Annotated in this window: 16 protein-coding genes; 7 read left to right on the top strand and 9 right to left on the bottom strand. The window is 64.1% G+C overall.

All coding sequences use genetic code 11. The features are described from left to right. Positions 1-66 precede the first annotated feature (66 nt). Genes K3725_RS18240 through K3725_RS18225 form a run of 4 tightly spaced genes read left to right on the top strand, consistent with a single transcriptional unit; the run spans position 67 to position 4419 of the window. Positions 67-1230 (top strand): acyl-CoA dehydrogenase family protein, encoded by a 1164-nt coding sequence (locus K3725_RS18240; RefSeq protein WP_260016660.1) that lies wholly within the window; start codon positions 67-69, stop codon positions 1228-1230. 3 nt (positions 1231-1233) lie between these two features. Next, a complete protein-coding gene (locus K3725_RS18235) occupies positions 1234-1536 on the top strand; it encodes a SelT/SelW/SelH family protein (protein ID WP_260016659.1) in 303 nt (100 codons plus the stop codon). 6 nt (positions 1537-1542) lie between these two features. Beyond that, positions 1543-3570: an acetate--CoA ligase family protein gene (locus K3725_RS18230; RefSeq protein WP_260016658.1), complete on the top strand. Its 2028-nt coding sequence runs from the start codon at positions 1543-1545 to the stop codon at positions 3568-3570. Positions 3571-3621: 51 nt separating this feature from the next. Next, complete coding sequence (locus K3725_RS18225; protein ID WP_260016657.1) at positions 3622-4419, top strand: carnitinyl-CoA dehydratase; 798 nt, start codon at positions 3622-3624, stop codon at positions 4417-4419. 226 nt (positions 4420-4645) lie between these two features. Here K3725_RS18225 and K3725_RS18220 read toward each other — a convergent pair whose 3' ends face one another. Next, positions 4646-5281: a class I SAM-dependent methyltransferase gene (locus K3725_RS18220; protein ID WP_260016656.1), complete on the bottom strand. Its 636-nt coding sequence runs from the start codon at positions 5279-5281 to the stop codon at positions 4646-4648. 73 nt (positions 5282-5354) lie between these two features. On the opposite strand from K3725_RS18220, the gene K3725_RS18215 reads away from it, so the two are divergent. Next, positions 5355-6224, top strand: a complete 870-nt coding sequence (locus K3725_RS18215; RefSeq protein WP_260016655.1) for an SDR family oxidoreductase — start codon at positions 5355-5357, stop codon at positions 6222-6224. A gap of 53 nt (positions 6225-6277) precedes the next feature. On the opposite strand, the gene dxs is transcribed toward K3725_RS18215, so the two are convergent. The 6 genes from dxs to K3725_RS18185 all read right to left on the bottom strand — a co-directional run bounded on the left by dxs (position 6278) and on the right by K3725_RS18185 (position 11734). Beyond that, the gene (gene dxs / locus K3725_RS18210; RefSeq protein WP_260016654.1) at positions 6278-8206 is read right to left on the bottom strand and encodes a 1-deoxy-D-xylulose-5-phosphate synthase; all 1929 of its coding nucleotides are present in this window, start codon (positions 8204-8206) and stop codon (positions 6278-6280) included. Positions 8207-8248: 42 nt separating this feature from the next. Further along, entirely contained in the window at positions 8249-9130 is an 882-nt protein-coding gene (locus tag K3725_RS18205) for a polyprenyl synthetase family protein (protein ID WP_260016653.1), read from the bottom strand. A gap of 3 nt (positions 9131-9133) precedes the next feature. After that, positions 9134-9376 (bottom strand): exodeoxyribonuclease VII small subunit, encoded by a 243-nt coding sequence (locus K3725_RS18200; RefSeq protein WP_019297546.1) that lies wholly within the window; start codon positions 9374-9376, stop codon positions 9134-9136. Continuing rightward, entirely contained in the window at positions 9373-10299 is a 927-nt protein-coding gene (locus K3725_RS18195; RefSeq protein ID WP_260016652.1) for a histone deacetylase family protein, read from the bottom strand. The genes K3725_RS18200 and K3725_RS18195 overlap by 4 nt, the downstream gene beginning before the upstream one ends. A 223-nt stretch (positions 10300-10522) precedes the next feature. Then, a complete protein-coding gene (locus tag K3725_RS18190; protein ID WP_260016651.1) occupies positions 10523-11224 on the bottom strand; it encodes a response regulator in 702 nt (233 codons plus the stop codon). A 6-nt stretch (positions 11225-11230) separates the two neighbouring features. Further along, on the bottom strand, positions 11231-11734 hold the full coding sequence (locus K3725_RS18185; RefSeq protein ID WP_260016650.1) for a MarR family winged helix-turn-helix transcriptional regulator: 504 nt from the start codon (positions 11732-11734) through the stop codon (positions 11231-11233). Positions 11735-11896: 162 nt separating this feature from the next. Here K3725_RS18185 and K3725_RS18180 point away from each other — a divergent pair, with 162 nt between their 5' ends. Next, complete coding sequence (locus K3725_RS18180) at positions 11897-12763, top strand: branched-chain amino acid aminotransferase (protein ID WP_260016649.1); 867 nt, start codon at positions 11897-11899, stop codon at positions 12761-12763. Between the two features lie 68 nt (positions 12764-12831). On the opposite strand, the gene K3725_RS18175 is transcribed toward K3725_RS18180, so the two are convergent. Together K3725_RS18175 and K3725_RS18170 are read right to left on the bottom strand one after the other, a co-directional pair. Further along, complete coding sequence (locus tag K3725_RS18175; RefSeq protein WP_260016648.1) at positions 12832-13161, bottom strand: cupredoxin family copper-binding protein; 330 nt, start codon at positions 13159-13161, stop codon at positions 12832-12834. After that, on the bottom strand, positions 13152-13676 hold the full coding sequence (locus K3725_RS18170) for a DUF4142 domain-containing protein (RefSeq protein ID WP_260016647.1): 525 nt from the start codon (positions 13674-13676) through the stop codon (positions 13152-13154). The genes K3725_RS18175 and K3725_RS18170 overlap by 10 nt, the downstream gene beginning before the upstream one ends. Before the next feature lie 134 nt (positions 13677-13810). Here K3725_RS18170 and K3725_RS18165 point away from each other — a divergent pair, with 134 nt between their 5' ends. Then, positions 13811-14791 carry an AraC family transcriptional regulator gene (locus K3725_RS18165; RefSeq protein ID WP_260016646.1) on the top strand — a complete coding sequence of 327 codons (981 nt, stop codon included), beginning with the start codon at positions 13811-13813 and terminating at the stop codon, positions 14789-14791. The last annotated feature ends 20 nt before the right edge of the window (positions 14792-14811 follow it).

Genomic DNA, 14811 nt, shown 5'->3' with positions numbered 1-14811 from the left:
TTGCATGATGAGTGCCTGCAAGCGGCGTAGTCTGATGTGCAACAGATTTGCCGAAGGAAGACCGCCATGCAGTTCGGGATGACCGAAGAACAGTCGATGATCGTTGAGACCACCCGCGCCTTTGTGGAAAAGGAGCTCTATCCGCATGAGGCGGAGATTGAGCGCACCGGCCACCTGGACATGGATGTGATCCGTGAGGTGCAGAAGAAGGCGATGGAAGCGGGGCTTTATGCTGCCAACATGCCCGAGGAAGTGGGCGGTGCCGGCCTCGATACCCTGACCTGGCTGATGTATGAAAAGGAATTGGGCCGCGCCAATTACGCGCTGCACTGGACCGGCGTTGCGCGGCCGTCGAACATCCTGCTGGCAGGCACTGAGGAGCAGAAAGAAAAGTACCTGTTCCCCTGCATGAAGGGCGAGAAATGGGATTGCCTGGCGATGACCGAGCCGGACGCGGGTTCCGACCTGCGCGGCATGAAAGCCACCGCGCGCCAGGACGGCGATGACTGGATCCTGAACGGCACCAAGCATTTCATCAGCCACGCGGACATCGCTGATTTCGCCATCTGCTTCATGGCAACCGGGGTGGAGGACACGCCGCGCGGGCCGAAAAAGAAGATCACCGCCTTCTTTGTCGATAAGGGCACGCCCGGGTTTGAGGTGCGCGACGGCTACGGCAACGTCAGCCACCGCGGCTACACCAATGCGGTGCTGGAATTCGACGACTGCCGCCTGCCCTCCTCGGCCATTCTGGGCGAGGTCGACAAGGGGTTTGAGGTTGCCAACACCTGGCTGGGCGCCACCCGCTTGCAAGTGGCCGCTACCTGCCTGGGCCGCGCGGAACGGGCGCTGGAACACTCGATCAGCTACGCAGCTGAGCGCAAGCAGTTCGGCCAGCAGATCGGCAAGTTCCAGGGTATTTCCTTCAAGCTGGCCGACATGGCGCTGGAGCTGAAGGCGGCGAACCTGCTGACCTGGGAAGCCGGCTGGAAATTCGACCAGGGCACCGTCACCGAGAGCGACATGTCGATGGCCAAGCTGAAGGCGACCGAGATGCTGGCGATGGTAGCCGATGAGGCGATCCAGATTCACGGCGGCATGGGCCTGATGGACGAGCTGCCGCTGGAACGCATCTGGCGCGACGCGCGGGTCGAGCGTATCTGGGAAGGCACCAGTGAAATCCAGCGGCACATCATCAGCCGCGAAATGCTGCGCGCCGTCGGAGGCTGATCCATGACCCAAACCGGGAAACCCATTGTTACTATTACCTACTGCATCGGCTGCAACTGGCTGCTGCGGGCGGGCTGGATGGCGCAGGAGCTGCTGCAGACCTTCCAGGACCAATTGGGCGGGGTGACACTGGTTCCCGGAGATTTGGGCGGGATCTTTGAGATCCATGTTGATAAGGAGCTGGTCTGGGAACGCAAACGGGACGGCGGCTTTCCTTATGTGAAAGAGCTGAAGACCCGCGTGCGCAACCGGATCAACCCTGAACAAGACCTCGGCCACCTGGACCGCGGCAAGACCGGTGAATAAGATCAAATGCACTCTCTAAAAAGGCTTTTCCGCCCGAAAACCATTGCTGTGATCGGCGGCGGCGCATGGTGCCGTTTGGTGATCGAGCAATGCCAGAAGATGGGGTTCGAGGGCACCATCTGGCCCGTCCACCCCAAAGCCGAAGAGGTCGCGGGCATGCGTGCCTTCAAGGATGCGGACAGCCTGCCGGAGGCACCTGACGCAGCCTTCATAGGGGTCAACCGCTTTGCCACGATCGAGGTGGTGCGGGCGCTGTCCGCCCGCGGCGCGGGCGGGGCCGTGTGCTTTGCGTCCGGCTTCCTGGAGGCTGCGGCCGAGGACGCCGAAGGCGCGGACCTGCAGGCGCAGCTTCTGCAGGCGGCGGGGGATATGCCCTTCCTTGGCCCCAATTGCTACGGCTTCATCAACTACCTTGACGGCGCCCTGCTGTGGCCGGATCAGCATGGCGGCGCTCGGGCAGAGAAAGGCGTGGCGCTTGTCACCCAAAGCTCCAATATCGCCATCAACCTGACCATGCAGAAACGCGGCCTGCCGCTGGCCTATGTGGTGACGGCGGGCAATCAGGCGCAGTCGGGCATTGCGGCGATTGGCGAGGCGCTGCTGGAGGATGACCGGGTGACCGCGCTGGGTCTGCACATCGAGGGCTTCGGCGATCTGCGCGCTTTTGAGGCGCTGGCCGCGCGGGCGCGGGAACTGGGCAAGCCGGTCATTGCGCTGAAAGTCGGCAAATCGGCCGAGGCCCAGGCCGCAACTGTTTCTCATACCGCCTCGCTTGCGGGCGGTGACGCGGGTGCGGGGGCTTTGCTCTCACGCCTTGGCATTCCGCGTCTGGAAGACCTGCCGTCCTTTCTGGAGACGCTGAAGCTGCTGCATGTGGCAGGGCGGCTGCCCTCGAACCGCATCGCAACCATCAGCTGCTCCGGCGGGGAGGCAAGCCTGGCCGCGGATACCGGCCATGCGCGCAACGTTGAATTTCCGCCTTTGAACGACCGCCAGAAAACGGACCTGCGTGACGCGCTGGGCCCGATGGTTGCGCTGGCAAATCCGCTCGACTATCACACCTATATCTGGCGCGACACCGAGGCGATGACCAAGGCGTTCTCGGCGATGATGGATCCGCAGCTGGCGATGACCATGCTGATCGTGGATTTCCCGCGTGACGACCGCTGCGATGCCTCGGACTGGGAATGCACCATTCAGGCCGCTATCGGCTCGCGAGAGCGGACCGGCGCCAACGTCGGTCTGGTGGCAACCCTGCCAGAGCTGCTGCCGGAGGATGTGGCGGCCCGGCTGATGGACGCAGGCGTGGTGCCGTTCTGCGGTCTCAGCGAAGCGATTGCCGCTTGCGAGGCGGCCAGCCTGCCGCTGCCGGAAGCGCCTGCGCCGCTGCTGCTGCCAACCCCGGTTGTGGAGCCTGATCTGGTGCCGGAAGCCGAAGCGAAATGGCAGCTTTCCAGCTATGGGCTGCGCACGCCGCGCTCCAAACGGGCGGCGTCGGCCACCAATGCCCGCGCGGTGGCGGTGGATGTCGGCTTCCCGGTTGTGCTGAAGGGCGAAGGCGTCGCGCATAAGACCGAGGCGGGGGCAGTGGTTTTGAACCTGAACTCAGGCCAGGAGGTGAGCGATGCCGCGTTCAACATGCCTGCGGAGCGTTTCCTGGTGGAGGAGATGGTCACCGGCGCGGTGGCGGAGCTGCTGATCGGTGTGGTGAAAGATCCTGCGCATGGCTTTGTCATGACGCTGGCGGCGGGCGGCACCTTGACCGAACTGATGGCGGACAGCGCGTCCTTCCTGCTGCCGGCCTCGGATGCGGAGATTGAGGCGGGGCTGAAATCCTTGCGGGTTTCCAAGGTTCTGGATGGCTACCGCGGTGCCTCGGCGGCAGACCGCGAGGCGATCCTGCGCGCCATCCGTGCAGTTGAGGCCTATGTGGTGGAGAACGCGCTGGGGCTGGAGGAGATCGAGATCAACCCGCTTCTTTGCACGCCAACGGATGCTGTGGCAGCGGATGCGCTGATGCGACGGAAATACTAGGGCTGCGGCCCTGAGACAGGAACGGCATGCCAGATGCCAGGAGGAGTTGAGATGAGCGACAGCACCGAAAACAGCCCAGTGAAAACCCGCCGCGACGGCGCCATTCTGGAAGTCACGCTGGACCGGCCCAAGGCCAATGCCATTGACCTGGCCACCAGCCGGGTGATGGGGGAGGTATTCCGCGGCTTCCGGGATGATCCGGAACTGCGGGTGGCGATCCTGACCGGCGGCGGCGGGAAGTTCTTTTGCCCGGGCTGGGATTTGAAGGCTGCGGCTGACGGCGATGCGGTGGATGGCGACTACGGTGTCGGCGGCTTTGGCGGGCTGCAGGAACTGCGCGACATGAACAAGCCGGTGATTGCGGCGGTGAACGGCATCGCCTGCGGCGGCGGGCTGGAGCTGGCGCTGTCGGCGGATATGATCATCGCTGCTGGTCACGCGACCTTTGCACTGCCGGAAATCCGCTCCGGCACCGTGGCGGACGCCGCCAGCGTGAAGCTGCCCAAGCGCATCCCCTACCATATCGCCATGGAACTGCTGCTGACCGGGCGCTGGTTTGATGCCGAAGAAGCCAACCGTTGGGGCCTGGTGAATGAGATCGTTCCTGCGGATCAGCTGATGGACCGCGCCAGGGAGCTGGCGAGGCTCTTGGCCTCCGGCCCGCCGCTGGTTTATGCGGCGATCAAGGAAATTGTGCGCGATGCCGAGGACAGCAAGTTTCAGGATGCGATGAACCGCATCACCCAGCGCCAGCTCAAGACGGTGGATGTGCTTTACGGCTCCGAGGACAACCTGGAAGGCGCCCGCGCCTTTGCCGAAAAACGCGATCCGGTCTGGAAAGGCCGCTGACGATGTTCTCCCGCCTGCTGCGGGACATCTGAAGATGCCCCTGCACAGTTGGGCCGAGCGCTGCGCTTTGCGCGGCGTTTTCTTCGCGCTGATAAGCTCTTGAGGAGCAGGTCTGCTCCTCAAGAAGCCAGGCCGATTGTATGCCCCGCCATCGCCGCCTCAAGGGCAAGCCGCGCGTGCCGCGCGGAGGCTGCGCCTCCCTTGACCCGGCGAAAGCGGAACAGTGCTACACCTTCTGGAACAGAGCAATCAGCGCGGTGTCGTCCTTGTGCGCGCCGGTGGCCCGGGCGCCATAGATGCGCAGCTCCGGCAGGGTGAGGCCCTTGATCCATTGACCGCTGAGCAGCCGGTCAAAGGCCGCGGCAAATCCTGCTTTTTCGTAGAACCCGGCATTCACTGACAGTGCAAACCAGGCACCGTGCGCAGCCGCGCGCAGCAGGGCGGGCAGCACTTCGGGGCCTAGGTGGCCGTGGGTGAATGTGCCGGAGGAAACCACCCCGCGGTAAGAGCCGCGCGGCACCGGGATGCCTTCCAGCAGGTCGGCCTCTATCACGTCGCGGTAGGCATCCTTGCGCAGCGCCTCGGCCAGCATGGCGGCGCTGATATCGGTGGCGTCCACAGGCTCAACCCCAAGCGCCCGCAACGCCTGGCCGCAGAGACCGGTGCCCGCGCCTGCATCCAGGACCGGGCCCGATCCCCCGGCGGCGGCAAAAGCCTTGGCCGTTAATCCGGGCAGAAGGTAGTCCTGCCCGGCGGCAAAATCCTGATCGTAGGTGCCGGCCCAGTCCGCATAAAGCCGCCGCGAATCCTCAGGCGTGCTCAGTTCATAGGCATCGGCCAATCCGGGTGTCTGCTTTTTCATCGGGCCATCAAAGCCGCGCACAGGATTCGAATCAACCCTTGCACCCCGGCCGCGGCCAACGCATCTAGGAGGCATGAGAAAAACGCTGCTTTGTCTTGGATTTGGCTATACCGCCCGGGCGCTTGCCCCGCGTCTGCTGGCGCAGGGCTGGCGTGTCATCGGCACCTCGCGCGAGGTGGCGGCGGGGGATGGCGTGGAGATGATCACCTGGCCCGGGCAGGACGTTCTGCTGGACGGGGTGACGCATGTGCTGAACTCGATCAGCCCCAATGCGGATGGCGATCCGGTGCTGGCAGCCATGGGGGACCGGATAGCCGCCGCGCCGGATCTGGAGTGGGCAGGCTACCTGTCAACCACCGCGGTCTACGGCCACCATAATGGAGCCTGGGTGGATGAGGGCACGCCGGTGACGCCCTCCAGCCAGCGCGGCGACTGGCGCGCCTTGGCAGAAGCGCAATGGCAGGCGATCCCCGGCCTGCCGCTGCACATCTTCCGGCTGGCCGGCATTTATGGGCCCGGCCGCGGCCCCTTTGCCAAGCTGATGGCGGGCAAGGCGCGGCGGATCATCAAGCCGGGGCAGGTGTTTTCCCGCATCCATGTGGACGATATCGCCCAGGTGCTGGCGGCCTCCATTGCGCAGCCGCGCCCGGGCGCCATCTACAACGTCTGCGACGACGACCCGGCGCCGCCGCAGGATGTGCTGGGCCATGCCGCGGAACTGCTGGGCCTGCCGATGCCGGCCGAGGTGCCCTTTGACGAGGCCGGCATGACCCCGATGGCGCGCAGCTTTTATGGCGAGAACAAGCGGGTCAGGAACCGCCGGATCAAGGATGAGCTGGGGGTGGAGCTGCTCTATCCCACTTACCGCGAGGGTCTGCGGGCGGTGCTGGAAGCCGAGGATATGGAGAGCTTTGTACCGCCGGCGGAGCCGCCGGGGGTGTAACTGACCTTTAGCCGGAGCTGCCAAGGCAGGCTCAACCCTTGTGCTGGCCCAGGTTACGCCCGTTTCTCGCCGATCGTTGCAACACCCAAAACCTCCAGCACCTTGGCCTCGATCTGCGGGGCGTTCATCGCGGCCACCTCGTACATATCCGCCGGGCTGGCCTGGTCGATGAAGGTGTCGGGCAGCACCATCGAGCGGTACTTGAGGCCGCTGTCGAATACGCCTTCCTCGGCCAGGAGCTGCGCCACGTGGGAGCCGAAGCCGCCCACCGCGCCTTCCTCGATGGTGATCAGCGCCTCGTGGTCCGCGGCCAGTTGCAGGATCAGATCGCGGTCCAGCGGCTTGGCAAAGCGGGCGTCGGCAATCGTCGGTGAGATGCCCTTGGCCGCGAGCGCCTCGGCGGCTTTGCGGACCTCACCCAGACGGGTGCCGAAGGACAGTAGAGCGACGCGTTTGCCGGATTGAATCATCCGGCCCTTGCCAATTTCAAGCACCTCCGGGGTTTCCGGCATCTCGACGCCTTCGCCTTCGCCGCGCGGGTAGCGGAAGGCGATGGGGCCGTCGTCATGGGCGGCCGCGGTGGCGACCATGTGCACCAGTTCTGCCTCGTCGGCGGCGGCCATTACCACCATGCCGGGCAGGTTGGCCATGAAGCCAATGTCGAAACTGCCGGCATGGGTGGCCCCGTCGGCCCCGACCAGTCCGGCACGGTCGATGGCAAAGCGCACCGGCAGGCGCTGGATCGCCACGTCGTGCACGACCTGGTCATAGCCGCGCTGCAAGAAGGTGGAATACATCGCGCAGAAGGGTTTCATGCCGCCGGCCGCTAGCGCCGCTGCAAAGGTGACGCCGTGCTGTTCGGCAATGCCGACGTCGAAGCAGCGCGAGGGGTAGCGTTCGGCCATCAGGCTGAGGCCGGTGCCATCGGGCATTGCCGCAGTGACGGCGCAGATCTTGTCGTCCTTGGCGGCCAGTTTCACCAGTTCATTGCCGAAAACAGACGTGTAGGAGGGCGCGTTGGAGGGCGCCTTCTTCTGCTCGCCGGTCACCATGTCGAACTTGGCGGTGGCGTGGCCCTTGTCGCGGGCGCGCTCAGCGGGGCCGTAGCCCTTGCCCTTTTTGGTAAGGACATGGACCAGGATCGGGCCGGTGGCGCGGGCCTTGACCGTGCGCAGGACCGGCAGCAGCTGGTCCATGTCGTGGCCGTCGATGGGGCCCAGGTAGGAGAAGCCAAGCGCCTCGAACATGGTGCCGCCGACGGCCATGCCCTTGAGCATGTCCTTGGCGCGTTTGGCGCCTTCGCGGAAGGGTTCGGGCAGCAGCGAGACCGCGCCCTTGGCAGCGGCTTTCAATTCCTGGAACGGCTCACCTGCATAAAGGCGGGAGAGGTAGGAGGACAGCGCGCCGACCGGCGGGGCGATCGACATTTCATTGTCGTTCAGGATCACGAACAGCCGCTTGCCCAGGTGGCCTGCGTTGTTCATCGCTTCAAAGGCCATGCCTGCCGACATCGAGCCGTCGCCGATCACTGCGATGGCGTCGCCGTTGCCCTCGGGGATCACACCGCCGAGATCGCGGGCGACTGCAAACCCCAATGCGGCACTGATCGAGGTTGAGCTGTGGGCGGCACCGAACGGGTCATAAGGCGACTCAGTGCGTTTGGTGAAACCGCTGAGCCCGTCCTTCATCCGCAGGGTGCGGATACGGTCGCGGCGCCCGGTCAGGATCTTGTGCGGGTAGCACTGGTGGGAAACGTCCCAGATCACCTTGTCGCGCGGGGTGTCGAAGACCGCGTGCAGGGCGGTGGTCAGCTCCACCACGCCGAGGCCTGCGCCCAGATGGCCGCCGGTGACGGAGACGGCAGAAATCGTTTCCTGCCGCAGCTCATGGGCCACCTGCACCAGCTGCGCATCCGTCAGCCCCTTCAGATCTGCAGGGCGCGTGATCTGATCCAGAAGCGGGGTTTTGGGCCGGTCGGACATGGTGTCTCCTTGGGCTGCGCCTTTTAGCGGCGTGGCGCGGGGTTAGCTGTCGCGCGCAATAACGAAACGCGCGGCAGCCTTCAAGGTTGCGGCGTCTTCACCATAAGGCGCCAGCGCGGCGCAGGCATCCTCGCAAAGCGCCTGTGCGCGGGCTTTTGCCTCTGCCAGTCCCAGCAATGAGACAAAGGTCGCCTTGCCGGCATCTGCGTCCTTGCGCACTGCCTTGCCGACCTTGGCGGCATCGCCTTCCACATCCAAGATGTCGTCGGCGATCTGGAAAGCAAGGCCGAGGGTGCGTGCGTATTGCCGCAGCGGAGCCGCGTCGCCGCCCGCCAGCACGGCACCGGCGGTGGCGGACCATTCGATCAGGCAGCCGGTCTTGCGGCTTTGCAGTTTGGTAATTTGTTCGAGAGTGAGCGGCGTGCCGGCGGTTTCCGCCGCAATATCCAGCATCTGGCCAGAGACCATGCCGTCCTTGCCGGAGGACTGCGCCAGACCGCGGATCAGCTCCAGAGCGTTGGCTCCGGCCTTCGGGCTTGCCAGCAATTCAAAGGCAAAGGTCTGCAGGCTGTCGCCCGCCAGAACCGCCATCGCCTCATCCCATTTCTTGTGCACGGTGGGCTGGCCGCGGCGCAGGTCGTCGTCGTCCATGCAGGGCAGGTCGTCGTGCACCAGGGAGTAGGCGTGGATGCATTCAATCGCCAGCGCAGCGTCAAGTGCGGCCTCGGCCGGAACCCCGTGCAGACGGGCGCTTTCCAGCACCAGGAAGCCGCGCAGCATCTTGCCGCCGGTGATGGCATAGCGCATCGCGGCGTGCAGTTCGTCACTGCCCGCCAGCCGCAGTTCCATATGCGCAGTGATTTGGCCTTGCGCGTTCTTCAGCGCCTCCGCGAAGGGGCGTGTTTGGGTGTCTGCGGCGGTCATGGTTCAGCCAGCGTCCAGCGGCTGGGTGCCCTTGGGGGTGCCGTTGGCGTCCAGGGTGATCGCGGCCACCTTTTCCTCGGCGCGTTTCAGCTCGTCTTCGCAGCGTTTCTTCAGCGCGGCGCCGCGTTCATAAAGCGCAATCGAGGCATCCAGCGCCACGTCGCCGCGCTCCAGCTGGTCCACCACGCCTTCCAGCTCGCGCATCGCCTGTTCAAAGCTCATCTGGTCTACGGGGGTCTCAGTCATGCCGGTGCCTTCATCAATTCTTCAACATGCGCGCGGGTAGCCGCGGACAGCGCGTTCAGATCATATCCGCCTTCCAAAGTCGAGACGATACGGCCCTGGCACAGCTCACTGGCAAGTTTGCACAGTTCGGCGGTGATCCAGGCGAAATCGGCGGTGGCCCAGTTGAGGCTGGCGAGCGGGTCGTCCTGATGGGCGTCAAAGCCGGCCGAGATGATGATCAGCTCCGGCTTGAAGCCGCGCAGACGGGGGAAGGCCTGGGTTTCATAGGCCGCCTGCATTTCTGCCCGGCCCGATTCTGGCGGCAGCGGCATGTTGAGGATCTGGCCATGGGCGCCGTCCTCATCCGGTCGGCCAGAGCCGGGCCAGAGCGGCATCTGCTGGCTGGTGATGACCAGCGCGCGCGGCTCATCCCATAGCAGGTCCTGGGTGCCATTGCCGTGATGGACGTCGAAATCCACCACCGCGACACGGCTGAGCCCGTGGTGATCAAGCGCGTGCTTGGCTGCCAGTGCGGCATTGCCGAACAGGCAAAAGCCCATTGCAGTGTCTGTTTCGGCGTGATGCCCCGGCGGGCGCACGGCGGCAAAAGCATTCTGCACTTCGCCTCCCAGCACCATGTCCACTCCGCGCACTACGGCTCCGGCTGCGCGGAAGGCGGCATCCAGCGAACCGGGGGACAGGAAGGTGTCGCCGTCGATCTGCGCCCAGCCCTCCGGCGGGGAGGATTTGCGCAGGTCCGACAGGTAGCCGGCCGGGTGGATGCGCAGAATGTCATCCTCGGCGGCCATCGGGGCCGTCACCCGCTTCAGATCCAAGGATTCCAGCGCGTGCAGGATGTGTTCCAGCCGCGCAACCCGCTCCGGGTGGCCCTCAGGTGTGACGTGATTGAGGCAATCCGCGTGGGTGATCAGGGCGGTGGTCATGGGCGCGTTCCTCCGGCTGCGGGACTTGGCGCGACACTAGGTGGGGGCGGTGTCCGGCTGCAAGGGAAAACCGGGGGTGACATGCGTGCACCGGGTGTGCACCCCCTGTGCACCGGCCTGGCAGTATTTAGGCGAAAAGGGAGGGATGCCGGCCCGTCACCGCCGGAGCGGGCCGCCCCCCCCGCCGGGATATTTTCAGCCAGATGAAGAGGCGGGAAGGGTCTCAGTCCGGCGCCAGCATGTAGCCCGCGCCGCGGACGGTTTGCAGGTATTGCGGCTGTTTCGGGTTCGGCTCGATCTTGCGGCGCAAGCGGGTGATCTGCACATCCACCGCACGTTCCTGCGCCTGGCCGCGGTCACGGCCCAGGTCCTCCACCAGCTTGGTGCGGGAAACCGGCTCACCCGGCTGGGCGGAGAAGATCTTCATCAGCTGGCTTTCGGTGCCGGTCAGGCGGATCAGCTCGTCACCCTGCCACATCTCGCCGCGTTCGATGTCATAGCGGATGGCGCCCAGATGCAGCACCTTGGGTGCGGCCTCCTGCGCAACGGTGTCCGGCATCCGCCGCAGGATCGCGTTGACCCGCAGCAGCAGTTCCTTGGGCTCGAAGGGTTTTGACAGATAATCATCCGCCCCGGCCTCGAGCCCCGCGATCCGGTCCTCTGTCTCACCCTTGGCGGTCAGCAGCAGGATCGGGGTGGTCATGGTTTCGCGCAAGGAACGGGTCAGGGACACGCCGTCCTCACCGGGCATCATCACATCCATGATGATGAGGTCGAAATCCAACCCCGCCAGCACCCGGCGCGCATGGGCGGCGTCGCGCGCCGCCGTTACCAGAAAGCCGGAGCGCATCAGGAATTTCTTCAAGAGGCCGCGGATGCGTTCATCGTCATCGACGATCAGCAGATGGGCGTCGTGCGTGCTCATGGTGGTTTAGTCCCGCAGCTTGGCGTAGGCGCGGCGCATGTCCGCGTCCATCATTGCTTCAAGAACTGTCTTGAAACCCTGTACGGCCTCTGGGCCTGCGTCCTTGTAGGCGGCGCGCATCCGGGCGCGCTGGGCGTCCGACAGCGTCGCCTCCAGCGCCTGGCCCTGATCTGTCAGATAGAGGTGGCGTTCGCGCTTATCCAGCTCCCCCACCTTGGAGATCACTAGCCCGTCGCCGATCAGCGTGCGCAGCACCCGGTTCAGCGATTGTTTGGTGACACCCAGGATGCTGAGGAGATTGTTCACCGTCGTGCCCGGGGAGCGGTTGATGAAGTGAATGGCGCGGTGATGCGCCCGGCCATAGGACATTTCGGCCAGGATCCGGTCCGGATCGGCGGTAAAGCCGCGGTAGGCAAAGAACATTGCCTCGATTCCCTGGCGCAGCTGCTCATCTGTCAGAAACAGCAGGCTTTCGCCGCTGTATCCCTGCCCTGTCCGGCCTTCAGGCATGTGGTGCCCCCTCGTCTGTATTACCTGCCAGTTTATGTCAGTGTTGTTGACATTCCAAGGGTGAAGATGTATCGAATCGCAGCTTTGACGCAAGATTGTGTCCGCTTCGGCCTCAACTTGCGCAATAAATGAAAATCACCGCAGAAATCAGGAGGGTGCGGCATGGCTGGTTACGACGACCGCGACGGTGTGATCTGGATGGATGGGGAGCTGGTCGACTGGCGGGATGCCAAGGTGCATATCCTGACCCATGCGATGCACTACGCCTCCTCTGTTTTTGAGGGCGAGCGCGCCTATAACGGCAAGATCTTCAAGAGCCGCGAGCACTCCGAGCGTCTGATCGCGAGCGCAGAAGCGCTGGACATGCCGATGCCCTATACCGTCGATCAGATCGAGGCGGCAAAGGAAGAGACGCTGAAAGCCTCCGGCCTACAGGACGCCTATGTGCGGGCGCTGGTCTGGCGCGGCTCGGGCGAGGACATGGGCGTGGCGTCGGCCAAGAACCCGGTGCGCATGGCGGTCGCGGTCTGGGGCTGGGGCGCCTATTACGGCGACGCCAAGATGAAGGGCGCCAAGCTCGACATCGCGGAATGGAAGCGCCCAAGCCCGGAAACCATCCCGGTTCACGCCAAGGCGGCAGGCCTTTACATGATCTGCACCATCTCCAAGCACAAGGCGGAGGCCAAGGGCTGCTCGGATGCGCTGTTCATGGACTGGCGCGGCTATGTGGCGGAGGCGACCGGCGCCAACGTGTTCTTTGTGAAGGACGGTGAGGTCCACACCCCGCTGGCCGATTGCTTCCTCAATGGCATCACCCGGCAGACCGTGATCCAGATGCTGAAGGACAAGGGCATCACCGTGCACGAGCGCCGTATCAAGCCGGAAGAGATGGAAGGCTTCGAGCAGTGCTGGCTGACCGGCACCGCGGCCGAGGTCACCCCGGTCGGGCAGATCGGCGACTATACCTTTGAAGTTGGTGATCTGACCCGCGAGATCGCCGAGGATTATGAGAAGCTGGTGCGCGCCTGAGGCGGATCACGCCTTGAACATAAGATACGGGCGTCCCGATGCGGGGCGCCCGTTTTCGTTGCAGCCTGTCACGCGGTGACGATCACTTGCGCTTTCATCTTTGGATGAAAGGCGCAGAAGTAGGCATATGTCCCCGGTGTATCAAAGGAGAGAGTGGCAGACCCGTTCCTTTCCAGTTCGCCTGTGTCCCACAGATGATTATCTTCGGTCGCCGTATGCGGGGCTAAGTCCTCATTGACCCACTCGATACGTTCACCAGCCTTGATAGAGACTGTTTCCGGGTCAAAGGCGAACTTCCGGATCCGTACCCGGACTGGTGGTGCGGCCGCTGCGGGCAAAGCTGCTGCAGCCGCAGCCAGCCCGGCCGCTGCGATCAGCCGCCGCCGTGTCAGCCGCATTGCAGATTGCTGACCATTTGTTCCGCATGGCCCTCATGCACCTTGAATGTCGCCAGGGCATCCGTCAGCAGCTCTTTGAGTGGCGCAACCGTGACCGCCGGGATAAAGCTCTCCTCGACGGTCGTGTTGACAACCTGATGGTAGCCCAGCTCATTCTGGGCATAGGCGCAGTCGAAGGCGTCGCCGGAGAGGCCCATCAGCTCTGCGCGCTTGTCTGCGGCCCCCTGCACCAGGGCGCGGCTGAGGTCGTTGTCCTGAGGCGTGACGTTCAATTCGGTGATCAGGTCAACCGCAGCTGCATTGACCGCAGAGTGGTCGCGGATCATGGTTTCAGCAAAGCTGCGCACGTCGGCATTTTCAGATACCGCCAGGGCGAGATGGGCATAGCGTATGTCCAGCTGGCCTGCAGTATAGGCGGTATGGGCGATTTCGAGGTCATTCATCGGCTCTGCGGCATGGGCCAGCTGAGCCAGGGCGCCGGCGAGAACGGCGGCGGAAAGCAAACGGAATGTCATTTAGCGACTCCTTGTTTTGTCGGTCCCACCTTGATCCGTGAAAACGCCGTGGCGTTGAATGTGAGATAGACCGAAAGATATTGCAGATCGTCCAGCACTCTGGACGCCTGGCGCCGAAGGGGTATCCTCCTGCCATGCTGGATCTGCTAAGCGACATTCTCACGCGGCTTTCCCTGAAGGGGACGCTCTATTTCCGCACCTCGTTCACGCCGCCGTGGGGGGTGCATGTGCCGTCTTTCCAGAATGTGGCGCGGTTCCATTTTGCCCATCGCGGCGAATGCCTGGTGCATCTGCCGCAATCCGGTGACACGATCCGGCTGGCACAGGGCGATCTGGTGGTGATTCCGCATGGGGCGGAACATATGCTGTTTTGCTCCACCACCGGCAAAGAGGCAGTCCTGACACTGGACCGGGTGCTGGAGCTGTCCGGATACCGGGGCGAAGGCGTGCTGGTTTACGGCGGCGATGAGGACGACCGGGATACGCAGCTGATTTGCGGGCATATTTCTTATGGTGCGCAGGGACATGCCGGTGCCGGGCATATGCTTTTGGACCGTTTGCCGCCCTATATGCATATTCAGGATTATGGCGAAGCCCGCGGTGCCTGGCTGGAGGCAACGTTGCGGGTCATTGCCGCCGAAGCCGGGCAGGCGCGCATGGGCGGCGACCTGATTGCGCTGAAGATGTCCGAGGCGATCTTTGCGCAGGCGATCCGGGTGCATCTGGAAAGCCTGACGTCGGATGACAGTGCCTTGGCCGGTTTTGCGGACCCCCGGCTCCACCGCGCCTTGACGGCGTTTCACAAGAATCCGGCAGCAAACTGGTCGGTAGAGGACCTGGCCCGGACGGCGGGAATGTCGCGGACCGGGTTTGCCCAAACCTTCACAGCCAAGATGGAGGTGACGCCGATGCAGTATCTAACGTCCTGGCGGATGCAAATTGCCTGCCAGGGGCTGGCGGAGCAGGGATTGAATGTCGCCGACGCGGCGGAACTGGCGGGCTACGCCTCTGAAGCTGCTTTCTCCAGGGTATTCCGCAAGCAGGTTGGCCTCTCTCCGGCGGCTTACCGGCAAAAGCATGCCAATGTGGATTTGCCTGAAGCGTCACACATGTGAACGATCTGCAAGGTTTCTTG

The sequence above is a fragment of the Leisingera sp. S132 genome (assembly GCF_025144465.1).
Classification (GTDB): domain Bacteria; phylum Pseudomonadota; class Alphaproteobacteria; order Rhodobacterales; family Rhodobacteraceae; genus Leisingera.
Note: the sequence above shows the minus strand (reverse complement) of the source record. Positions and strands in the feature narration are given on the sequence as shown.

Coding starts and splice junctions, on each gene's coding strand:
- K3725_RS18235 (WP_260016659.1), top strand. CDS start 1,234: ATGACCCAAACCGGGAAACCCATTGTTACTATTACCTACTGCATCGGC.
- K3725_RS18220 (WP_260016656.1), bottom strand. CDS start 5,281: ATGAAAAAGCAGACACCCGGATTGGCCGATGCCTATGAACTGAGCACG.
- K3725_RS18190 (WP_260016651.1), bottom strand. CDS start 11,224: ATGAGCACGCACGACGCCCATCTGCTGATCGTCGATGACGATGAACGC.
- K3725_RS18215 (WP_260016655.1), top strand. CDS start 5,355: ATGAGAAAAACGCTGCTTTGTCTTGGATTTGGCTATACCGCCCGGGCG.
- dxs (WP_260016654.1), bottom strand. CDS start 8,206: ATGTCCGACCGGCCCAAAACCCCGCTTCTGGATCAGATCACGCGCCCT.
- K3725_RS18225 (WP_260016657.1), top strand. CDS start 3,622: ATGAGCGACAGCACCGAAAACAGCCCAGTGAAAACCCGCCGCGACGGC.
- K3725_RS18195 (WP_260016652.1), bottom strand. CDS start 10,299: ATGACCACCGCCCTGATCACCCACGCGGATTGCCTCAATCACGTCACA.
- K3725_RS18200 (WP_019297546.1), bottom strand. CDS start 9,376: ATGACTGAGACCCCCGTAGACCAGATGAGCTTTGAACAGGCGATGCGC.
- K3725_RS18165 (WP_260016646.1), top strand. CDS start 13,811: ATGCTGGATCTGCTAAGCGACATTCTCACGCGGCTTTCCCTGAAGGGG.
- K3725_RS18205 (WP_260016653.1), bottom strand. CDS start 9,130: ATGACCGCCGCAGACACCCAAACACGCCCCTTCGCGGAGGCGCTGAAG.
- K3725_RS18170 (WP_260016647.1), bottom strand. CDS start 13,676: ATGACATTCCGTTTGCTTTCCGCCGCCGTTCTCGCCGGCGCCCTGGCT.
- K3725_RS18180 (WP_260016649.1), top strand. CDS start 11,897: ATGGCTGGTTACGACGACCGCGACGGTGTGATCTGGATGGATGGGGAG.
- K3725_RS18230 (WP_260016658.1), top strand. CDS start 1,543: ATGCACTCTCTAAAAAGGCTTTTCCGCCCGAAAACCATTGCTGTGATC.
- K3725_RS18185 (WP_260016650.1), bottom strand. CDS start 11,734: ATGCCTGAAGGCCGGACAGGGCAGGGATACAGCGGCGAAAGCCTGCTG.
- K3725_RS18175 (WP_260016648.1), bottom strand. CDS start 13,161: ATGCGGCTGACACGGCGGCGGCTGATCGCAGCGGCCGGGCTGGCTGCG.
- K3725_RS18240 (WP_260016660.1), top strand. CDS start 67: ATGCAGTTCGGGATGACCGAAGAACAGTCGATGATCGTTGAGACCACC.